This is a genomic window from Caballeronia pedi, from assembly GCF_001544915.2.
GTDB classification, from domain to species: Bacteria; Pseudomonadota; Gammaproteobacteria; order Burkholderiales; family Burkholderiaceae; genus Caballeronia; species Caballeronia pedi.
The window spans coordinates 117,069-133,789 of sequence record NZ_FCOE02000019.1; the positions used below are offsets into that span (position 1 = coordinate 117,069).

Sequence of the window (16,721 nt, forward strand, 5' to 3'; positions counted from 1 at the left end):
CCCGTTCTAGAGGTCGAGAACCGCTTTCGCGATGATTTCCTTCTGCACTTCGTTCGTGCCGCCGTAAATGGTCGGCTTGCGCATGTCCAGATAGAAGCTGCCGATGTTCGCGCCATAGCCCGGCTCGGGCGTCCAGCCGTCGAAGCCGTCTGCGAGCCAGCCGGGCGAGAACGGCAGCGCGTTCGGCCCGGCGATGTCGACCTGCAACGCCGACAACGCCTGCTGCAACTCCGAGCCGCGAATCTTGAGAATCGACGACTCCACGCCCGCGCCGCGCTGACTCGCCTCCGACGCCACGCGCATCAGCAGCATTTCCAGCGCCATGACCTCGGCTTCGATGCGCGCGATTTTCTCGCGGATACGCACATCGTCCGCGAGCGGTGCGCCGTTGCGGCGCTCGCGCTGCGCCAGCGCCTTCACATAGCGCAATTCCCGCCGGCAATGTCCGATACCCGCGATGCCCGTGCGCTCGTGCCCGAGCAGATACTTCGCGTAAGTCCAGCCCTGGTTCTCCTCGCCGACGAGATGCGCGGCGGGTACTTTGACGTCGTCGAGCCAGACCTCGTTGACGTCGGCGGCGCCTTCGAGGGTGTCGATCGGGCGCACCGTGATACCGGGCGATGTCATCTCGATGAGCAACAGCGAAATGCCGTTCTGCTGCTTCGCTTCGGGATCGGTGCGCGCGAGGCAGAACATCCAGTCCGCGTGCTGCGCATACGTGGTCCAGGTCTTCTGCCCGGTCACGATGTAATGGTCTCCCGCGCGCACCGCACGCGTCTTGAGCGAGGCGAGATCCGAGCCGGCGCCGGGTTCGGAATAGCCCTGACACCACCAGTCCTGCGCCGACAGAATGCGCGGCAGATGGCGCGCCTGCTGCGCGGCGCTGCCGAATTTCATCAGTACCGGGCCGATCATGTTGAGGCCGAACGGAAGCTGGCGCGGCGCGCCCGCGAGGCCGCATTCGATATCGAACAGGAGCCGTTGCAGCGCCGTCCAGCCCGTGCCGCCGAACTTCTCCGGCCAGCCGGGCGCGCCCCAGCCCTGCGCATGCAGGATGCGCTGCCAGCGCACCACGTCGTCGCGTTCGAGAGGGCGATGATTCAGCACCTTGTCGCGCAGATCGCGGGGCAGGCCATCACGCAGAAACGCGCGGACGGAATCGCGAAACGCGAGATCCTCTTGCGAATAATTCAGGTCCATTGAACATCCTCGTAGAGCGCGCATCCAGACAGACCCACGATACGCGGCACGGCGCGCCGGACCGCCACCCACCTCGGGTGGTCACCCGCGAGTGCGCCTCCCCTATCCTTCATCAAGGGCAAACGAGCCGCCGCACGGCGGAATCGACAAATCAACAGCCGGACGGCGGCGCGCGGCTTCGTGGCCGCATCCGGCAAGAAAGCATCCATGCTCGGGAGACAGATGTAATGAGCACGCTCGAAGCAAGCGGCAAGGTGGCACCGTCTTATCGTTCTGTGCGGTTTCCCGAGCGGCAGACGCTCGTCGAGCATCGCGCGGATGGCACGCTGATTCTCCGTAGCGCCCGCGCGCTGCCGCGCATCGAACAGCGCTCGTTCGCGGACTTCATTCCGGGCTGGGCGGTGCAGCGCGGCAATACCGCCGCGTTCTGCGAGCGCGACAAGAACGGCGCGTGGCGCTCGCTGACCTGGCGCGAGCTCTGGCGGCAAGTGCGAGCCGTGGCGGCCGCGCTGCTGGACATGGGACTGAACGCGCAGCGCCCGCTCATGCTGTTGTCGGGGAATTCCATCGAGCAGGCCGTGCTGCTGCTCGCCGCTGAATACGCGGGCATTCCGGCCGCGCCGGTATCGCCCACCTATGCGCTGATGAGCAAGGACTTCGCGCGCCTCAAGGCCATCTGCGACATGGTCCCGCCCGGCGCGGTCTTCGTGCAGTCGGTCGCGCCGTATGCACGGGCGCTCGCGGCGTTAAATCTGAAGGCCGTGCCGGTCATCTCGGTCGATGACGCGACGAAAGGCCAGTACACGTGGGACGCGCTCACGAGCAGCCCGCTCGACGAAACGAGCCGGCGCGCAATCGAGCGCGCCCATGCCGCCATCGATGCCGACGACACCGCCCGCGTGCTCTTCACCTCCGGCTCCACGGGCCTGCCGAAAGCCGTTCGCCTCACATACGGCAACCTGGGCGCGGTCGCCGCTTATTATTCGGACGGCTTCGCGTGGCTGCTCGACGCACAGCCCGTGTTTCTCGACTGGCTGCCGTGGCATCACGGCCTCGGCGGCGTGCTGCATCTCGGCCGCGCGATCCAGTTCGGCGCGACGCATTACATCGACGATGGCCGTCCCGTGCCCGGCATGATCGAGCGCACCGTGCGCAATCTGCGCGAAGTATCGCCGACCATCTTCACGAGCGTGCCGTCCGCATGGACCGTGCTCGCCACCGAACTCGAACGCGATCCGCAACTGGCCGAAAGCCTCTTCGCAAAGGCGAGCTTCTTCGGCTACGGCGGCGCGAGCATGCCGGTCGAAGTATGGAAACGCATCCAAAACGTCGCGGAGAAAACCATCGGCGAGCGGATCACGTTCTGCACCGGTCTCGCATCGACGGAAACGTCCGGCATGGGCACGTATTGCAGTTGGCCGACGGACACGCCCGGCAACATCGGCACGCCCGCGCTCGGCTCGGAAGTGAAGCTCGTGCCGCTCGAAGGCGGCGATGGCCGCTATGAAATCCGCATGCGTGGCCCGAACGTGTTCGGCGGGTATATCGGACAGCCGGACCTTACCGCGGCCGCGTTCGACGACGAAGGCTACTTCCGCTTCGGCGACGCCGTGCGTCTGGCCGATCCCGCCGATCCGGCCCAGGGCATGATCTTCGCGGGCCGCACGGTGGAAGACTTCAAGCTCGCGAACGGCTCATGGGTGCGTACCGGCGCGTTGCGGCTCGCGCTCATCGACTGCTGCGCACCCTTATTGTCCGATGCGGTGATCTGCGGGCACGACCGCGACTATCTCACCGCGCTCGCATGGCCGAACGTCGCCGCGTGCGAGCGCATCGCGCCCGAACTCGCGTCGCTCGATGTTGGCGCGCTCGCCGCGCATCCGCTCGTCGTCGCCGAACTGAGCCGGCGTCTTTCGCAGCAGAAAGCGGGCGGCGCGACGCTCGTCATCGAGCGGCTGATGCTGATGGCGGAGCCGCCCTCGCTCGACGCCAACGAAATCGCCGACAAAGGCTACGTCAATCAGGCGATCACGCGCGCACGCCGCGCGCATCTGATCGACGCGCTGTATCAGACCGATCCTGCTTCGAACATCGCGCATAGCGGCGCTTCGTCGCGGCACGCGAACAGATAAGACTCAACCTTCCGGGAACTTGACATGCACATCGAACGCACCGTCTTTCGGGACGATCACGAAATGCTTCGTACTACTGCTCGACGCTTCTTCGAGCGCGAATGCGTTCCGCATCAGGCGGAATGGGACAAGGCCGGACGCGTGGATCGCGAAACCTGGCTGAAGGCGGGCAAGCAAGGTCTCCTGTGCGTCTCGATTCCGGGCGAATACGGCGGCGGCGGCGGCGATTTCGGTCATGTGGTCGTCGTCAACGAGGAAATGACGCGTGCGGGCGTGAGCGGGCCAGGCTTCGCGGTGCATTCGGATATCGTCGCGCCGTATATCGCGCGTATCGGCAACGAGGAGCAGAAGCAACGCTGGCTGCCCGGCATCTGCAAAGGCGAGCAGATTCTCGCCATCGCGATGACCGAGCCCGGCACCGGCAGCGATCTCAAAGCGGTGCGCACCAGCGCGCGCCGCGACGGCGATCACTATGTCATCAACGGCAGCAAGACCTTCATCACGAACGGGCTGAATGCGGATCTCGTCGTGGTCGTCTGCACGACGGACCCGGGCGCGGGTGCGAAGGGCGTGAGCCTGATCGTCGTCGAGACGACGCGCGAGGGTTTCCGGCGCGGCCGCAAGCTCGACAAGATCGGCATGCACGCGCAGGACACCGCCGAACTCTTCTTCGACGACGTCCGCGTGCCGGTCGAGAACCGTCTCGGCGAGGAAGGCAAGGGCTTCGCGTATCTGATGGCCGAATTGCCGCAGGAGCGCCTGAACATCGCGGTCGGCGCGGCTGCGCGACTCGAAACGTGTCTCGAACACACGCTGAACTACGTGAAGGATCGCCGCGCGTTCAATCAGACCGTGTGGGACTTCCAGAACACCAAGTTCAAGCTCGCCGACATCAAGGCGCAAGCCATCGCCGTGCGGCTGATGGTCGATCACTACCTCGACGTGCACATGCGCCGCCGTCTGACGCTCGAGGAATCGGCCATCGCGAAACTGTTCGCCACCGAAACCCTCGGCAAAGCGCTCGACGAGATGGTGCAACTGCATGGCGGCTACGGCTACATGCTCGAGTATCCGGTCGCCCGCGCGTTCGTCGATGCCCGCGTGTCGCGCATCTACGGCGGCGCGAGCGAAGTCATGCGCGACCTCATCTCGCGCAAGCTGTGAATCCATCGAATCCTCACTCACTGAAGGAGAAGCACATGAGTCGCAAGGTGTATGTCGCAGGTGTCGGCATGATCCCGTTCAAGAAGCCGGGCGCGAGCGAAACGTACGACGTGATGGGCGAAATCGCGATCCGCGACGCGCTCGCCGATGCCGGCCTCGACTTCAAGGCCATCCAGCAGGCCTATGCCGGCTATGTCTATGGCGACTCGACGTGCGGACAGAAAGCGATCTATCGCGTCGGCATGACGGGCGTGCCCGTCATCAACGTCAACAACAATTGCGCGACGGGTTCCTCCGCGCTCTTTCTCGCGCGCCAGGCCGTCGAGTCCGGCGCGGTCGATTGCGCGCTCGCCGTGGGCTTCGAGTACATGCAGCCGGGCGCGTTGTCGTCGAAATGGAATGACCGCGCGCCCGCGCTCGAACGCGCGCTCGACCTGACCAACAAGCTCGTCGGCCACACCGAGATTCCCACCGCGATCCGCCAGTTCGCGGGCGCGGGCCTCACGCATATGCGCAAGTACGGCACGAAGCTGGAGACGTTCGCGCGGATTCGGGCGAAGGCGAGCCAGCACGCGGCGCGCAATCCGCTCGCGGTGTTCCGCAACGTGGTGTCGACCGAAGACGTGATGAATGCGCCGGTGTTGTGGGAAGGCGTGCTGACGCGTCTGATGGCGTGTCCGCCCACATGCGGCGGCGCGGCGGCCATTGTCGTGTCCGACGCGTTCGCGCGCAAACACGGCTTGCGCAGCGACGTGATGATCGCGGGCCAGTCGCTCGCCACCGATCTGCCGAGCACGTACGACGCGGGCGACATGATCCGCGTCGTCGGCTTCGATATCACGCGCAACGCGGCGCAGCAGGCCTACGAGCAGGCGGGCGTCGGCCCCGAGGACATCGATGTGGTCGAACTGCATGACTGCTTCGCGCAGAACGAACTGCTGACCTACGAAGGACTCGGCCTGTGCAAGGAAGGCGAAGGCGAGCGCCTCGTCATGGATGGCGACAACACCTACGGCGGCAAATGGGTGACCAATCCGTCGGGCGGTCTGCTGTCGAAGGGCCATCCGCTCGGCGCGACGGGACTCGCGCAATGCTTCGAGCTGACGCATCAGTTGCGCGGCACGGCGGGCGATCGTCAGGTTCAGGGCGCGAAGCTCGCCCTGCAACACAACCTCGGGCTAGGCGGCGCGGGCGTCGTCACCATCTACAAGCGGAACGCGTGATGACGATCGAGAAGAAACATATCGGCATGCGCCTGCCGGTATTCTCGGCGACGGCCGACGCGTGGCGTTTGCGCTTCTTCGCGAAAGCGATCGGCGAAACGAACCCGGTCTATTTCGACGAAGCCGCCGCGCACGACGCAGGTCATCCCACGCTGCCGCTGCCGCCCACGTTTCTGTTCTCGCTCGAATTCGAACAGTCGTCGACGGCATGGCGCGACGAACTCGGCATCGTCTCGTCGCGCATTCTGCACGGCGAGCAGTCGTTCGAGTATCACCGCGTGGCGTATGCCGGCGATCTGCTGCGCTACGAAAGCCGCATCGCGGATATCTACGACAAGAAGAACGGCGCGCTGTGGTTCATCGTGCGCGAAACACGCGTGACGAACCAGCGCGGCGAGCACGTTGCCGATCTGCGCAGCGTCATCGTTCAGCGATAAGCGGGGAACAGGCGAATGAGCAACATCAGTTTCGATTCGATCCGCGTCGGCGACACCTTGCCGCCGCTCACGCTTCCCGCGGTGAACCGCACGACGCTCGCGCTTTTTGCGGGTGCGTCGGGCGATCACAACGCCATTCATATCGATACCGACTATGCGCGTCGCGCCGGGGTGCCGGACGTGTTCGCACACGGCATGTTGTCGATGGCGTGGCTCGGGCGGCTGCTGACCTCGTGGGTCGACCAGCGCCAGTTGCGCGGGTTCGGCGTGCGCTTCGTCGGCATCACGCAACTCGGGCATGTGGTGACGTGCACGGGCAAGGTCACCGAAAAATTCGAAGCCGAAGGCGAACGCCGCGTGCGGCTCGAAATCCAGACCGTCAATCAATATGGCGACGCGCGCGTGCTCGGCGACGCGGTCGTCGCGCTCTGAATCATTCATCGGGAAGACATCATGGGAAAGCTCGAAGGCAAAGTGGCATTGGTAACCGGCTCGGGGCGCGGCATCGGTCAGGCGATCGCGCTCAAGCTCGCGAGTGAAGGCGCGCGGCTCGTCATCAACGATCTCGATACCGAGGCCGCGCAGGAAACCGTGGAGCTGCTACGCAAGCAAGGCACTGACGCGGAGGCGTGTGTCGGCAATGTGTCGGCGCCAGATTTCGCGGACCGATTCATCGGTACCGCGATGAATTCGTTCAAGGGCATCGACATCATCGTCAATAACGCGGGTTATACGTGGGATGACGTCGTGCAAAAAATGACCGATGAGCAGTGGTACGCGATCATCGACTGTCATCTCACCGCACCGTTCCGCATCCTGCGTGCGGCTTATCCGCATATCAAAGCGCTACACGCCACCGATAAGGAAGCGGGCCGGGAGAATTATCGGAAAATCGTCAATATTTCGTCCACGTCGGCGCTGAACGGGAACGCCGGTCAAATGAACTATTCGTCCGCAAAGGCGGGCGTGATCGGCATGACGCGCGCGCTGGCGCGCGAGTGGGGGCGCTTCAACGTCAACGTGAATTGCGTCGCATTTGGCCTGATTCATACGCGCATGACGGTGAGCACCGAGGCCGCGGCGTCGGTGAAGATCGATGGCCGGGACATTCGCGTCGGCCTGAATGCCGACATGTTGAAATCGCACGCGCAGCGCAATCCGCTCGGACGCGGCGGCACGCCGGAAGAGGCGGCGGGCGGCGTCTATCTCTTCTGCTCGCCGGAGTCGAACTACATCACCGGGCAGACGGTCGCGGTGGCGGGGAACTTGCAGTAGGACTGCTTGACCGAGAGAATGGGTTGCTTCACTTTGGCGCGTTCGGAGGTTGGCCGAACGTGCTTTTTTGTTTTTGTTCGCGGGAAAACATGCTGGCAATAGTCCATAACCCTAATACATCGAGGCGGAACACGAAGTAGAATCCATGGTCAATTGTCGTTCTCCTGAAAATTCCGAGCGGGGTTCACATCTATGCCAGCACCGCCGAAAATCAGTGTCTTGCTGCCTGTGTACAAAGTTGAGCCCTACATCGAAGAATGTCTCGATTCGCTCCTGTCGCAAACCTCCATCGATTTCGAGATTATCGCCGTCGACGACAGCAGTCCTGATCGATCTGGAGAAATGACGTCGCGCATCCTCGCGCAGCAAAGCCGAATTCCGTGGAAGTTTATTAAGAATCGCGAGAACAAGGGCCTCGCCGAAACCCGCAAGATCGCCGCACAGGCGGCGCGCGGCGAATATGTTCTGTGCGTCGATAGCGACGATCACGTTCATCGCGACCTGATCCGCAGGGTCATTGCCGAGGCGGACACGCACCATGCGGACGTCGTGATCTTCGCCGCCGAGAACATCAGTCCGGAAGGCACGATCAATTATCGCGTCGAGACGGGCGATGCGATCATCAGCGGCGTGGAGGCGGTCGAGAGAATTCTCGATCTGTCGCTGCAAGCCTACTGCTTCAACAAGCTCGTGCGCCGATCCATCTTCCTCGCGATCGAACATCCGACTGGACTGATATACGAAGATATTTGCGTCTCGGTGCAGACGCTGGGTAAATCGGAGATCGTGCGGCTCATGCCTGATACTTTGTATTCGTATATGTATCGGGAATCGGGAATTTCGACGCGCTTCAATCCTAATATCGTTGATCTTTTTGCCATCATGGATCGCGTGGAGAAGAGCACGGAGTCGCTGCCGATACGAAATTACCGCCGCCTTTTGTTCAGACTGAAATACATTTACGGCTATCGGACGATCGCGTTCCAGACAGCGATCAAGGCGCCGACGTATCGGCTGGCGAAGCCGATTCTATGCAGCGTGGCCGACAAGCTTCGCCTCGCGCATCTGGTCGGCATGTACTCGGATCATCGCCCGAAACTGTCCATCGTGATGGCCATGCTCAAGATCCATCCGTGGATTTTCTATTGCTTCGTCCGACGTTTCGGGCGTGGATAACATGCGCGCGGTTTGAAGGGCCTGCTTCAACCAGTCAGACTTCTGGCGCGAACCCGAGGCCGCTCGCACACAGCCGCGTAATCTCCGATTCATCGAGGCCCCAATCCCTCAAGGCATGACCGCCTCCTTCGCCTCGTCGAGGCGCGGGCCGTGAGATTGCCGAAGGCGTCTGCGAAAACTTCGGCGCAGGCGCGGGCTGCACCACGCCATCGAACTCGATGAAGCTCGCCCGCGCGCGATGCTGCGGATGCGCCGGCGCTTCCGAAAAGCCCAGCACCGGCGCGACACAGGCGTCGCTGCCGTCGAACACACGGCACCATTGGTCGCGCGTGCGCTCTGCGAACACAGCGGCGAAGCGTTCCCTGAGGATCGGCCAGCCAGCTCGATCATGCTGCGCGGGCAAATCCGCTCCAGCCAGGCCGAGCTTGTCCAGCAGTTGCGCATAGAAGCGCGCCTCAACCGCGCCAACGGCCATGTAATGCCCGTCCCGCGTGCGATAGCTGTCGTACCAGGGCGTGCCGCCATCGAGCAGATTGCTTTCACGCGCCTCGCGCCAGTTCCCCGATGCAATCAATCCCCAGATGGTCGTGCCGAGTTGCGCGGCGCCTTCGATCATCGCGGCGTCGACGACCTGCCCCGCGCCGCCGCGCTGCACGTTGAACAGCGCCGCCACCACGCCGAGCGCGAGCAGCATGCCGCCGCCGCCATAATCGCCGAGGAGATTCAGCGGCGGCACCGGCGGCTCGCCCGCACGGCCGATGCCCGACAGCACACCCGACAGCGCGATGTAGTTCAGATCGTGCCCCGCGCGCTCGGCGAGCGGACCTGTCTGCCCCCAGCCCGTCATGCGCCCATACACGAGCTTCGGATTGCGCGCGAGCGCCGCATCCGGTCCGATACCGAGCCGCTCCATCGTGCCCGGCCGAAACCCTTCGATGACGACATCCGCCTTCGACATCAGTTCGAGCGCGGCGTCGGCGGCTTCGCGATGCTTTAGATCCAACGTGACCGAACGCCGGCCGCGCCCGGTCAGATTCTTGTGCTTGCCACTGATCTTCGGCCCGAGATCGCCGGCCGCGACGGGACGATCGACGCGCAGCACATCCGCGCCCATGTCCGCGAGCAGCATGCAACCGAATGGCGCAGGACCGATCGCCTCGAACTCCAGAACCCGAACTCCGCTCAAAACGCCCATGTCCGCCTGTCTCCGGTTTGAAATTGATGCGATCGAGTCAGTAAGCCAGATGCGCGCATGAGCCGCGCCACCCGCGTCGGGTAGATCGAATCGAGCCTATCCGTTATCCTGCGCTGATGCTCACTCTTTCCCCACGCGACACCGCGATGCTCGACGGCGATTTCGGCGCTGGCCTCGCGCTCGCGATGCGCATCGTCGCCGCGACGGCGCGCGTCATGGACGCCGATACGCTCATCGACATCACCTGCGCGCATATCGACGGCTGTCTGTATCACGGCGCGGCGAGCCTCGATTTCGTCGAGCGCTTCGTCGCGAGCGGTGCGAAGGTCGCCGTGCCGACCACGCTCAATGTCGGCTCGCTCGATCTCATTCACCCGGAGCTGTTTCGCGGCGATGCCGGCATCGCGAGCGCGGGCAAGCGGCTCATGCAGGCGCATATCGAACTCGGCTGCGAAGCGAGCTTCACGTGCGCGCCGTATCAGTTGAAGCATCGCCCGAAACTGGGCGATCAGATCGCGTGGGCCGAATCGAACGCAATTGTCTTCGCCAACTCGGTGCTCGGCGCGCGCACGAGCCGCTACGGCGATTTTCTCGATCTCGCCGCCGCGATCACCGGGCGCGTGCCGAACGCGGGCCTGCACGTCACGGCGAATCGCGCGGCGCGCATCGTGATCGCCGCGCCCGATTTGCGCGCGTCGCCGCATCGCGATGCGGATTTCGCCGCGCTCGGCTTCGTGCTCGGCAGTGAAGTCGGCGCGACGGTCGCCGCCATCACCGGCCTGCCCGACGACACCACCGAAGACGAACTGAAGGCGCTCGGCGCGGCGGCGGCATCGAGCGGATCGGTGGCGTTGTTTCATGCGGTCGGCATCACGCCCGAGGCCGCGACGCTCGAAGCCGCCTTGCAAGGGCGCGCGCCCGAACGCACGATTTCGGTGAGCGCGGCGGACCTTCGTGCCGTGCGCGCGCGCTGGAGCCACGCGCAACCGGGTGACGCGCTCGCCGCCGTCAGTCTCGGCACGCCGCATTTTTCCGTCGCTGAGTTCCGCACGCTCGCCGCGCTTTTCGCACGTCATGAAGGCGCGCCGCGCTGCGATGTCTATGTGAACACGAGCCGTTTCGTGCTGTGGCAACTCGAAGAGGAAGGCATCGCGCAACAGCTTGCCGCGCGCGGCGTGCAGATCGTCGTCGATACCTGCACGTACATCACGCCGGTGATGAAGCAGGTGAGCGGCCTCGTGATGACCAACTCGGGCAAATGGGCGCATTACGCGCCAGCGAATATCGGCGTGACGGTCGCGTTCGGCAGCATGGGCGAATGCGTGCGATCGGCGTTCGAAGGAAAGGTGTGTATCGATGAAACCGTTTGAGGCCGTCACACTCGTGCCGGGCCACGCGCAAGCTGCGGGCATCGCGTTGCCGCCGCTCAGCTTCTGGGGCGGCTATGACGCGCAACGCGGCGTGATCGTCGATGCCACGCATGACGGTCACGGGCAAAGTCTCGCGTCGCGCATTCTGGTGATGCCGCGAGCGCGCGGATCGAGTTCGAGCAGCAGCGTGCTCGCCGAAGCGTTGCGCAACGGCACGGGGCCGGCGGGCATCGTGCTGACGGAGCGCGATCTGATTTTGTCGATTGGTGCGATCGTCGCGAATGAACTGTATGCCTCGAACGTGCCGGTCGTGATGGTCGATGAAGCCGCGTTCGCGCAACTCGCACGCGCCGATGCTCACATCGAAATCGAAGCACGCGATGCAACGCTGCCCGCGACCGTGCGCATCATCGCGCCATGATCGTCTCGACCACCGAGATGATCTGCTGCCCCGCCGTCTTCACATGCTGTTCGAGCAGCTTCGCGCCGAGCTTCGCATCGCGCTTCCTGCACGCATCGATCAGGTTCATGTGCTCTTCGTGCGACTGCTCGCGGATCGGCACCTGCACGACCTGGAAGCGGAAATAGCGGTCACTGCGATCGTGCAGGCCGCGCAGCATCTGCAACGTGATATCGCGCCGCGCCGGCAGATAAAGCGTTTCGTGCAGACGCCAGTTCAGTTGCCCCCAGACGCCCGAATCCGCGTCATCCATCTCGTTGACGAGCTTCTCGGCCTTGGCGATTTCGGCATCGGTGATATGCGGAATCGCCTGCGAGAACAGCCACGGCTCCAGACGCAAGCGAATCTCGAACGTCTCCTGCACTTCTTCTATCGACAGCTCCGCGACATACGCGCCGCGATGCGGCACCTTGGTCAGCAAGCCCTCGCCGGTGAGACGCGTGATCGCTTCGCGGATCGGCACGCGGCTCACACCGAGTTCGTCGGCGAGCGCTTCCTGACGCAGCACTTCGCCGGGCGCGAGATCGCCCGAGAGGATGCGTTGCCGGATCGCGGTCGTGACGAGTTCGACCGTCGTCGTGCGCACGATCCTGTGCGTGGAATCGCTCGCGACGGGTGCTTCTGTTCGACGGGGTTTGGTGGCGACCGGAGACATGTGCTTCTTTAGCGCTTATTCGTAGGTTTGCGGCATCGTAGCACGCACCCACGCGCCGTTCTTCATCACGCCCGCGATGCGCTCGCCCTGCCCGGTCAGCACGCGTATATCCTTCAGCGGATCGCCGTCCACGACGAGCAAATCCGCATACGCGCCCGCCGCGACGATGCCGAGCTTGCCCTTCATGTTGACGATCTCTGCGCCGATGGCAGTCGCCTGACGAATGGCCTCGAACGCGCCGACGATATCCGCGCGGATGGACAACTCATCGCTCTGATACTCGTGCATGTCGCCGAGCAGATCGGTGCCGAGACCCATCTTCACGCCGCGCGCGTGCAGCATCGCGAGCGCTTCGAGGCCGCGCTTGCGTACGGACTCGTTCTTGTCGAGCGTGTCTTTCGCGAGGCCCATCTGCGCGCCGACTTTCGACATCGCGTCATACGTGACGAGCGTCGGTACTGCATAGGCGCCGTGCTCGGCCATCACGCCAGCGGTGTCCTCATCGATCAGATTGCCGTGCTCGATCGTGCGCACGCCGAGCCTGACCACGCGCGCAATCGCCTTCGCGGTGTAGGCATGCGCCATCACGTAGGTCTGATGCGATTGCGCTTCCTCGACGGCGGCCTTCACTTCATCGACGGAGAATTGCAGATTGCCGATCGGATCGGTCGGCGAAGCCACGCCGCCCGACGCCATGATCTTGATGTGATGCGCGCCCGCGCGCATTTCCTCGCGCACCGCACGGCGCATTTCATCGACGCCGTCGACCACGCGCCCGATTGCGCCCATGTTGCGATTGCAGCCGCACGGGTCCGGGTCCGAGTTGTCATAACGCTCGCGGAAATCGCCGTGGCCGCCCGTCTGCGAGAGTGCCTTGCCCGCGACGAACAAACGCGGCCCCGCGATCACGCCCTCTTCGATCGCACGCGACAGCGCGTAGTCCGCGCCGCCCGCATCGCGCACGGTCGTGAAGCCGCGATTCAGCATGCCGGCGAGAATCGGCACCGCGCGCAGCACGGCGAACGTGTTCGGCAAGCGGCTGTTGTTGCCGAGATGCGCGACCGATGCGATCACATGCACATGACAATCGATCATGCCGGGCATCACCGTCTTGCCGCCGACATCGATCACCTGTGCGCCGCTCGCCTGCACCGGCTCGCGCGTGACCTCGCGAATCGTGTCGCCTTCGATCACGATCGAATAGCGGCCGTCGTCGCGTTCGTGATCGGCATCGAGCACGCGGGCGTTTTTCAGTATCAGCATGGCTTGATCTCTCCCGTTATTTCAGCAGGAATCCGTGTGCGAGCGGATCGCGGTCATCGACGAAAATCGTGTTGTGGCCCGTCACGCGCGCCCAGCCTTCGATGGCCGGCACGATCGCATCGAATGTGCCGACGCGCGCCGCTTCCATGGGCACGCCTTCGAACAAGGTGCCGATGATGCTCTCGTGCACGAAACGCTCGCCGATCTTCAACTGTCCTTTCGCGACGCGCTGCGCCATGCGCGCCGATGTGCCCGTGCCGCACGGCGAGCGATCGATGGCCTTGTCGCCGTAGAACACCGCATTGCGCGCACTCGCGCCTTCGATGGTCGGCTCGCCCGTCCACATGACGTGACTCATGCCGCATATCGCGTCGTTCTCCGGATGCACGAACGTGTACTTCTCGTTCGCCTTCTGGCGCAGCACGGGACTCAGGCGCTGGATGTCGGAAGGCTTCAGCGCGTGCAGGCCTTCGTAGCTGCGCTGCGGCTCGACGATCGCATAGAAGTTGCCGCCATACGCGACATCGAATTGAATCTCGCCGAGTCCTTCGACTTCGACGGACAAATCCCGCGAATGCAGGAACGAAGGCACGTTGACGAGCTGCACCGAATCCACATGCTCGCCATTCATCCGATATCGCGCGACGACGAGACCCGCCGGCGTATCGAGCCGCAGCACGCCGGGCTCGCGCGGCCGCACGAGTCCGTGTTCGATAGCCGTCGTCACCGTGCCGATGGTGCCGTGACCGCACATCGGCAAACATCCGCTCACTTCGATGAAGAGAATCGCGAGATCGCAGTCGGCGCGCGTCGGCGGATAGAGAATGCTGCCGGACATCACTTCGTGGCCGCGCGGCTCGAACATCAGCGCGGTGCGAATCCAGTCGAACTCGCGCAGGAAATGCGCGCGGCGCTCGATCATGTTCGCGCCTTCGAGCGGCGGCGCACCGCCCGCGACGACGCGCACCGGATTCCCGCAAGTGTGTCCGTCGATGCAGAAGAACGTGGATTTCATTGCGCAAGCGCCCGCACATTGGCAATCGCCTTCTCGACGATTTCGATGGTTCGCTGCCGCTCATCGCCTTCGAGCATCAGACGCGGCGCCTTCACGTATTCCGGATAGCCCGCCGTGATGTTTTCCGCGAGCTTGATGTATTGCACGAGCTTCACATGCGTGTCGAGATGGAACAGATCGATCAACGCGCGATACAGCGTGCGCGCCTTGTCGTACTCGCCGTTGACCGCGTAGTTCAACAGGTCGACGGATTCCTTCGGCATCGCGTTCGCCATGCCCGAAACCCAGCCTGTCACGCCGAGCGCGACGGATTCAACGATCAGATCGTCGACGCCGCAGAACACGACGAAGCGCTCGCCGAAGCGCGCGTAGAGATCGGTGACGCGCGTCGTATCGTAGGTCTCTTCCTTGATCGCGACGACGTTCGCTTCATCGGCGAGTTGCGCGAGCAAGTCCGGACGCATGTCGACGCCATAGCCGCGCGGATTGTTGTAGATCATCAGGCCGAGCTTCGTCGAACGCGCGATCGACCGATAGTATTCGACGGTCTCGCGATCGTCCGAGCGATACGTGAGGCCCGGAAACACCATCAGGCCTTGCACGCCGATTGATTCGGCATCCTTGGCGAATTGCATTGCGTTGGCCGTGTTCAGTTCCGCGAGACCGGAGATGACGGGCACGCGTCCCTTCACCGTTTCGACGGCGATCTTCAGCACCGTGCGCTTTTCTTCCGGCGTGAGCTGCGCGTTCTCGCCGACCATGCCCATCATCACGACACCGCCGACGCCGTTATCGATCAGGCGGTTCAGGCCGCTCACGATGGCGTCGCGATCGAGCGAGCCGTCTTGCTTGAGTTTCGTCGTGACGGCGGGAAATACGCCTTTCCAGTTCACTTGCATGATTGTTCCTCCAGTTTAGAAACGTGCAATCGAATAAGGCGCGAGGGGCACGCGCGGTGTCCGGCCCGCGAGCACATCGGCGACGAGCGCGGCGGTGGTTGCGGATTGCGTCAGGCCGAGATGACCGTGTCCGAACGCATACACGACCGATGGCATGCGCGGCGAGGCGCCGATCACCGGCAACGAATCGGGCGTCGCGGGGCGATGGCCCATCCATTTCGCGGCGTCGGTATCGTCGATGCCCGGAATGAAGCGCTTGCCGAGCGCGAGCAATGCGTCGCTGCGACGATAGTTCGGCGGCGCATCGATGCCCGCGAACTCCGCCGCGCCGCCGATGCGCAAGCCCACATCGAGCGGCGTCGCGACGAACTTGCGTTCGGCGAAGATCACTTCGCGAGTGAGTACGACACCATGCTTCGGCAACGTCGCGTTATAGCCGCGCTCGCTTTCGAGCAACACGCTATCGCCGATGGACTTCGCCAGCGCCGCCGACCACGCGCCCGCCGCGATCACGATACGTAGTCCTTTCACGCGGTTGCCGTCCGCAAGCAAGACCGTATCCGATGACTCGATCGCACGCGCGACGCCCGTCACGAAGCGCGCGCCCAGCGCACGCACGCGCTCGCGCAGCAGCGTGACGATGCGGCGCGGATCGCCGATATGCGACCAGTCATCGAGAAACACGCCATGCCGGAACACGGGCGCGAGCGACGGCTCGCATTCGCGCACCTGCTGCGCGTCGAGCGCGTGCCAGCGCGCGCCGAGTTCGCGCTTGAACATCCATTCGGTCTGATCGGCGGCGAAGGCTTCGTCGGTTTCATAGACCGTCAACGCGCCGCGTCGGTAGTGCATCGCGCTCGCGCCGATATCGTCGAACATCGGCAGGATGTCGTCGTAGACGCGGTTGTTCAGCATTGCGAGCGCATGCGATATCGCCTGAAAGCGTGCCGGCTCGCTCGCGCGCCGAAACGCCATGAACCACGGCAGCGCCTTTGGCAGATGCTTCCAGTCGAGCGCGAGCGGGCCGAGCGGGTCCATCAGCCATTTCGCGGCCTTCGTGAACATGCCATGCACGGCGATCGGTGTGCTCTCCGTCACAGCGATGCCGCCCGCGTTGCCGTGCGATGCGCGATCGCCTTCGAAGTCCCGATCGATCACGGCCACGCGCGCGCCATCGCGCAGCGCCGCCCACGCGCAAGCCAGCCCGACGATGCCCGCGCCGATCACGACGACATCCGCGATTTCTTCGCCCGTCAT

Annotated in this window: 16 protein-coding genes; 9 read left to right on the forward strand and 7 right to left on the reverse strand. The window is 64.0% G+C overall.

The window, feature by feature from the left end; all coding sequences use genetic code 11:
• Positions 1-6 precede the first annotated feature (6 nt).
• Positions 7-1,200 carry an acyl-CoA dehydrogenase family protein gene (locus tag AWB80_RS25450; RefSeq protein ID WP_061177418.1) on the reverse strand — a complete coding sequence of 398 codons (1,194 nt, stop codon included), beginning with the start codon at positions 1,198-1,200 and terminating at the stop codon, positions 7-9.
• A 227-nt stretch (positions 1,201-1,427) separates the two neighbouring features.
• Between AWB80_RS25450 and AWB80_RS25460 the strand changes: the two genes are divergently transcribed.
• From AWB80_RS25460 to AWB80_RS25490, 7 genes are all read left to right on the forward strand, one after another.
• Entirely contained in the window at positions 1,428-3,332 is a 1,905-nt protein-coding gene (locus AWB80_RS25460) for a feruloyl-CoA synthase (RefSeq protein WP_061177420.1), read from the forward strand.
• 24 nt (positions 3,333-3,356) lie between these two features.
• Positions 3,357-4,496: an acyl-CoA dehydrogenase family protein gene (locus AWB80_RS25465; RefSeq protein WP_061177421.1), complete on the forward strand. Its 1,140-nt coding sequence runs from the start codon at positions 3,357-3,359 to the stop codon at positions 4,494-4,496.
• A 35-nt stretch (positions 4,497-4,531) separates the two neighbouring features.
• A complete protein-coding gene (locus AWB80_RS25470) occupies positions 4,532-5,719 on the forward strand; it encodes a lipid-transfer protein (RefSeq protein WP_061177422.1) in 1,188 nt (395 codons plus the stop codon).
• The gene (locus tag AWB80_RS25475; RefSeq protein WP_061177423.1) at positions 5,719-6,156 is read left to right on the forward strand and encodes a MaoC family dehydratase N-terminal domain-containing protein; all 438 of its coding nucleotides are present in this window, start codon (positions 5,719-5,721) and stop codon (positions 6,154-6,156) included. The genes AWB80_RS25470 and AWB80_RS25475 overlap by 1 nt, the downstream gene beginning before the upstream one ends.
• A 15-nt stretch (positions 6,157-6,171) precedes the next feature.
• Entirely contained in the window at positions 6,172-6,588 is a 417-nt protein-coding gene (locus AWB80_RS25480) for a MaoC family dehydratase (protein ID WP_061177424.1), read from the forward strand.
• Between the two features lie 21 nt (positions 6,589-6,609).
• Complete coding sequence (locus AWB80_RS25485) at positions 6,610-7,431, forward strand: SDR family NAD(P)-dependent oxidoreductase (protein ID WP_061177425.1); 822 nt, start codon at positions 6,610-6,612, stop codon at positions 7,429-7,431.
• Between the two features lie 192 nt (positions 7,432-7,623).
• On the forward strand, positions 7,624-8,607 hold the full coding sequence (locus AWB80_RS25490; protein WP_061177426.1) for a glycosyltransferase family 2 protein: 984 nt from the start codon (positions 7,624-7,626) through the stop codon (positions 8,605-8,607).
• A 34-nt stretch (positions 8,608-8,641) separates the two neighbouring features.
• Here AWB80_RS25490 and AWB80_RS25495 read toward each other — a convergent pair whose 3' ends face one another.
• Positions 8,642-9,802 (reverse strand): CaiB/BaiF CoA transferase family protein, encoded by a 1,161-nt coding sequence (locus AWB80_RS25495; protein WP_061177427.1) that lies wholly within the window; start codon positions 9,800-9,802, stop codon positions 8,642-8,644.
• Positions 9,803-9,918: 116 nt separating this feature from the next.
• Between AWB80_RS25495 and AWB80_RS25500 the strand changes: the two genes are divergently transcribed.
• Positions 9,919-11,172, forward strand: coding sequence for an aconitase X (locus AWB80_RS25500; protein ID WP_061177428.1), 1,254 nt, complete (start codon positions 9,919-9,921; stop codon positions 11,170-11,172).
• Complete coding sequence (locus AWB80_RS25505; RefSeq protein ID WP_061177429.1) at positions 11,159-11,593, forward strand: aconitase X swivel domain-containing protein; 435 nt, start codon at positions 11,159-11,161, stop codon at positions 11,591-11,593. The genes AWB80_RS25500 and AWB80_RS25505 overlap by 14 nt, the downstream gene beginning before the upstream one ends.
• Here the strand turns inward: AWB80_RS25505 and AWB80_RS25510 are convergent.
• Genes AWB80_RS25510 through AWB80_RS25530 form a run of 5 tightly spaced genes read right to left on the reverse strand, consistent with a single transcriptional unit; the run spans position 11,580 to position 16,721 of the window.
• A complete protein-coding gene (locus AWB80_RS25510; RefSeq protein ID WP_061177430.1) occupies positions 11,580-12,287 on the reverse strand; it encodes a GntR family transcriptional regulator in 708 nt (235 codons plus the stop codon). The two genes, AWB80_RS25505 and AWB80_RS25510, sit on opposite strands and share 14 nt — an antisense overlap.
• A 15-nt stretch (positions 12,288-12,302) precedes the next feature.
• Positions 12,303-13,550 carry a metal-dependent hydrolase family protein gene (locus AWB80_RS25515; protein WP_061177431.1) on the reverse strand — a complete coding sequence of 416 codons (1,248 nt, stop codon included), beginning with the start codon at positions 13,548-13,550 and terminating at the stop codon, positions 12,303-12,305.
• A gap of 16 nt (positions 13,551-13,566) precedes the next feature.
• Positions 13,567-14,565 (reverse strand): 4-hydroxyproline epimerase, encoded by a 999-nt coding sequence (locus tag AWB80_RS25520; protein ID WP_061177432.1) that lies wholly within the window; start codon positions 14,563-14,565, stop codon positions 13,567-13,569.
• Positions 14,562-15,464: a dihydrodipicolinate synthase family protein gene (locus AWB80_RS25525; RefSeq protein WP_061177433.1), complete on the reverse strand. Its 903-nt coding sequence runs from the start codon at positions 15,462-15,464 to the stop codon at positions 14,562-14,564. Before AWB80_RS25525 ends, AWB80_RS25520 begins: the two co-directional genes overlap by 4 nt.
• A gap of 15 nt (positions 15,465-15,479) precedes the next feature.
• Positions 15,480-16,721, reverse strand: coding sequence for an NAD(P)/FAD-dependent oxidoreductase (locus AWB80_RS25530; protein ID WP_061177463.1), 1,242 nt, complete (start codon positions 16,719-16,721; stop codon positions 15,480-15,482).

Bases quoted from the DNA above. Each gene is read 5' to 3' on its own strand.
- AWB80_RS25530 (WP_061177463.1), bottom strand. From the start codon at position 16,721: ATGACGGGCGAAGAAATCGCGGATGTCGTCGTGATCGGCGCGGGCATC.
- AWB80_RS25510 (WP_061177430.1), bottom strand. From the start codon at position 12,287: ATGTCTCCGGTCGCCACCAAACCCCGTCGAACAGAAGCACCCGTCGCG.
- AWB80_RS25515 (WP_061177431.1), bottom strand. From the start codon at position 13,550: ATGCTGATACTGAAAAACGCCCGCGTGCTCGATGCCGATCACGAACGC.
- AWB80_RS25470 (WP_061177422.1), top strand. From the start codon at position 4,532: ATGAGTCGCAAGGTGTATGTCGCAGGTGTCGGCATGATCCCGTTCAAG.
- AWB80_RS25520 (WP_061177432.1), bottom strand. From the start codon at position 14,565: ATGAAATCCACGTTCTTCTGCATCGACGGACACACTTGCGGGAATCCG.
- AWB80_RS25465 (WP_061177421.1), top strand. From the start codon at position 3,357: ATGCACATCGAACGCACCGTCTTTCGGGACGATCACGAAATGCTTCGT.
- AWB80_RS25460 (WP_061177420.1), top strand. From the start codon at position 1,428: ATGAGCACGCTCGAAGCAAGCGGCAAGGTGGCACCGTCTTATCGTTCT.
- AWB80_RS25475 (WP_061177423.1), top strand. From the start codon at position 5,719: ATGACGATCGAGAAGAAACATATCGGCATGCGCCTGCCGGTATTCTCG.
- AWB80_RS25495 (WP_061177427.1), bottom strand. From the start codon at position 9,802: ATGGGCGTTTTGAGCGGAGTTCGGGTTCTGGAGTTCGAGGCGATCGGT.
- AWB80_RS25480 (WP_061177424.1), top strand. From the start codon at position 6,172: ATGAGCAACATCAGTTTCGATTCGATCCGCGTCGGCGACACCTTGCCG.
- AWB80_RS25450 (WP_061177418.1), bottom strand. From the start codon at position 1,200: ATGGACCTGAATTATTCGCAAGAGGATCTCGCGTTTCGCGATTCCGTC.
- AWB80_RS25490 (WP_061177426.1), top strand. From the start codon at position 7,624: ATGCCAGCACCGCCGAAAATCAGTGTCTTGCTGCCTGTGTACAAAGTT.
- AWB80_RS25505 (WP_061177429.1), top strand. From the start codon at position 11,159: ATGAAACCGTTTGAGGCCGTCACACTCGTGCCGGGCCACGCGCAAGCT.
- AWB80_RS25485 (WP_061177425.1), top strand. From the start codon at position 6,610: ATGGGAAAGCTCGAAGGCAAAGTGGCATTGGTAACCGGCTCGGGGCGC.
- AWB80_RS25525 (WP_061177433.1), bottom strand. From the start codon at position 15,464: ATGCAAGTGAACTGGAAAGGCGTATTTCCCGCCGTCACGACGAAACTC.
- AWB80_RS25500 (WP_061177428.1), top strand. From the start codon at position 9,919: ATGCTCACTCTTTCCCCACGCGACACCGCGATGCTCGACGGCGATTTC.